The sequence below is a fragment of the Brasilonema bromeliae SPC951 genome (genome assembly GCF_012912135.1).
GTDB lineage: Bacteria > Cyanobacteriota > Cyanobacteriia > Cyanobacteriales > Nostocaceae > Brasilonema > Brasilonema bromeliae.
The window spans coordinates 1-2,669 of sequence record NZ_QMEB01000378.1 but is presented as its reverse complement, the minus strand read 5'-3'; the positions used below and the strand labels follow the sequence as shown (position 1 = coordinate 2,669).

General features: G+C 45.1%; 2 protein-coding genes and 1 tRNA gene. 2 read left to right on the top strand and 1 reads right to left on the bottom strand.

Annotation, left to right across the window (positions count from 1 at the left end):
* Positions 1–262 precede the first annotated feature (262 nt).
* Positions 263–336 (bottom strand) — tRNA-Pro (locus DP116_RS27770).
* A 218-nt stretch (positions 337–554) separates the two neighbouring features.
* On the opposite strand from DP116_RS27770, the gene lipA reads away from it, so the two are divergent.
* Both lipA and DP116_RS27760 read left to right on the top strand, forming a co-directional pair.
* Complete coding sequence (lipA, locus tag DP116_RS27765) at positions 555–1,445, top strand: lipoyl synthase (RefSeq protein ID WP_169158188.1); 891 nt, start codon at positions 555–557, stop codon at positions 1,443–1,445.
* Positions 1,446–1,563: 118 nt separating this feature from the next.
* Entirely contained in the window at positions 1,564–2,484 is a 921-nt protein-coding gene (locus tag DP116_RS27760) for an NAD(P)H-dependent glycerol-3-phosphate dehydrogenase (protein ID WP_169158187.1), read from the top strand.
* The last annotated feature ends 185 nt before the right edge of the window (positions 2,485–2,669 follow it).

Here is a 2,669-nt window from a genome sequence, read left to right as displayed (position 1 = left end):
AATCTTTTCCCTTCTTTATTCTACAGTTCTATGCACCTTCACATAGAATTGGTATGAGGAGAGTTATTAATTGTTTGCGTTCTTCAGCTTCTAGGTTGACCATATTTTAGTCTTTCTTAGCAAAGCGCTTGCCGGTAATGGTTTAGATGTGTGGATAAGCTATTAAATGGACAGATCACACCATAATCTTGGAGCCGAATCAATAGGTCTGCGCCATTACCATTCCTTAAAACTGGACAACAATTATTTAATCTAAAAAAAATCGGGATGACTGGATTCGAACCAGCGGCCCCTTCGTCCCGAACGAAGTGCGCTACCAAGCTGCGCTACATCCCGACACAAGAAGAAATTCAAAATTCAAAGTTCAAAAAATGAATAAGACCAGTCATAGCTAGTCTTTTAGCCTTTAGCTGTGTGCAAATTTAATGCACGCAAAAGTATATATATAATATCACAAATCATTGAGAAATGAGAAAGTCGTATGCAAATTCATCCACCAGTCGATGAAGCTTGCTAGGATTTACAATGTACAAATTCAGTGGTAGAAACGGATTGTGACTGTTAAACCAGACTGGTTGCGGGTAAAAGCGCCTCAATGGGAGCGTGTTGGTAACGTTAAAGAAATTTTGCGGGATTTAACCCTCAATACGGTTTGTGAGGAAGCGTCCTGTCCAAATATTGGTGAGTGCTTCAAAGCTGGAACCGCCACATTCCTAATTATGGGACCAGCTTGCACGCGTGCGTGTCCCTACTGCGATATTGACTTTGAAAAAAAACCCAAACCCCTAGACCCCACGGAACCAGCACGACTGGCTGAAGCAGTACGCCGCCTGAAACTCAATCATGTGGTCATCACCTCTGTGAACCGAGATGACTTACCAGATGGTGGGGCTTCGCAGTTTATCAGATGTGTTGAAGCTGTTCGTACTATCTCTCCCCACACAACAATTGAGGTACTCATTCCTGATTTGTGTGGTCATTGGGAGGCGCTGGAGTTGATTCTCCAAGCACAACCAGAAGTTCTCAACCACAACACAGAAACCGTTCCTCGTTTATATCGGCGAGTACGTCCCCAAGGAAACTATGAGCGGACAATGGAATTATTGCAACGTTCCCGTCAAATTGCTCCTTGGATTTACACCAAATCCGGTATTATGGTGGGACTTGGTGAAACTGATGAGGAAGTCCGCCAAGTCATGCGGGATTTACGAGCTGTAGATTGCGACATTTTGACTATTGGGCAATATCTCCAACCCAGCCAAAAGCATTTGAAAGTCGATGATTTTATCACGCCAGAGCAATTTGCTGCTTGGAAAGCTTTTGGTGAAGAACTCGGATTTTTACAAGTTGTTTCCTCACCATTGACAAGAAGCTCATATCATGCAGAAGAAGTGAGGGGATTGATGGAACGTTACCCCCGGCAAAAACTAATGACTAATGACTAATGACCAATGACTAATGACTAATGACCAATGACTAATGACTAATGACCAATGACCAATGACTAATGACTAATGACTAATGACCAATGACTAATGACTAATGACTAATGACTAATGACTAATGACTCATCCAAAATCAGTAGCAATTCTGGGTGCAGGTGCTTGGGGGACGGCTCTTGCAACTCTTGCAAAGACGAATGGTCATCAAGTGCGCATGTGGTCGCGTCAGGGTTCTCAAACGCTGGCAGAGATTGTACAAGGTGCTGATGTTGTCCTTTCTGCTGTTTCTATGAAGGGTGTGAGAGCTGTAACTTCTCAATTACAGTCTTTAGCCATTTCCCCAGAGACAATTTTTGTCACAGCGACAAAAGGCCTAGACCCCCAAACGACTTGTACACCATCACAAATTTGGCAAGAAACTTTCCCCAACCACCCAGTAGTTGTTCTCTCAGGCCCCAATTTATCTAAAGAAATACAACAGGAGTTACCCGCTGCAACGGTTGTAGCAAGCAGTGTTATGGCTGCAGCAGAATTTGTACAAGTGATATTTTCTTCTGATCGTTTTCGCGTTTACACCAATTGTGATATCTTGGGAGTAGAGCTGGGTGGAACACTAAAAAATGTGATGGCGATCGCCGCCGGTGTCTGTGATGGCTTGCACTTGGGAACCAATGCCAAAGCAGCTTTACTTACCCGTGGATTAACAGAAATGGTTCGTATTGGTGTCCATTGGGGTGCAAAATTAGAAACATTTTACGGTTTGTCCGGCTTGGGCGATCTGTTAGCAACCTGTAACAGTCCCTTGAGTCGTAACTATCAAGTTGGCTACCAGTTGGCTCTTGGTAAAACACTAGCCGAAATTCTCGCTCATATAGAAGGAACTGCTGAGGGAATCAACACCACTCAAGTTTTGCTGCGGCGAGCTAGGCAGCAGAATATTCCTATGCCAATTACCGAGGAAGTTTATCGCTTACTCGAAGGTGAAGTTACACCCCGACAAGCACTTTTAGAACTGATGTTGCGAGATATGAAGCCGGAGTAGGAAAGCATTCTGTACAGGGAAACAGGGGGTAAGGAAAGCTGGGTGCAGCGGGAAAAATAACTCCCTCGCCCTTCGGGTATGCCTGCGGCACGCGGCTTGGGCGAACGCAGTCGCCAAGTGAGGAGCCAGTGCGGTGAGTCCAGCACTGCGGGAGGGTAACCCTGGCGCAGGTGACTGGCGAACCC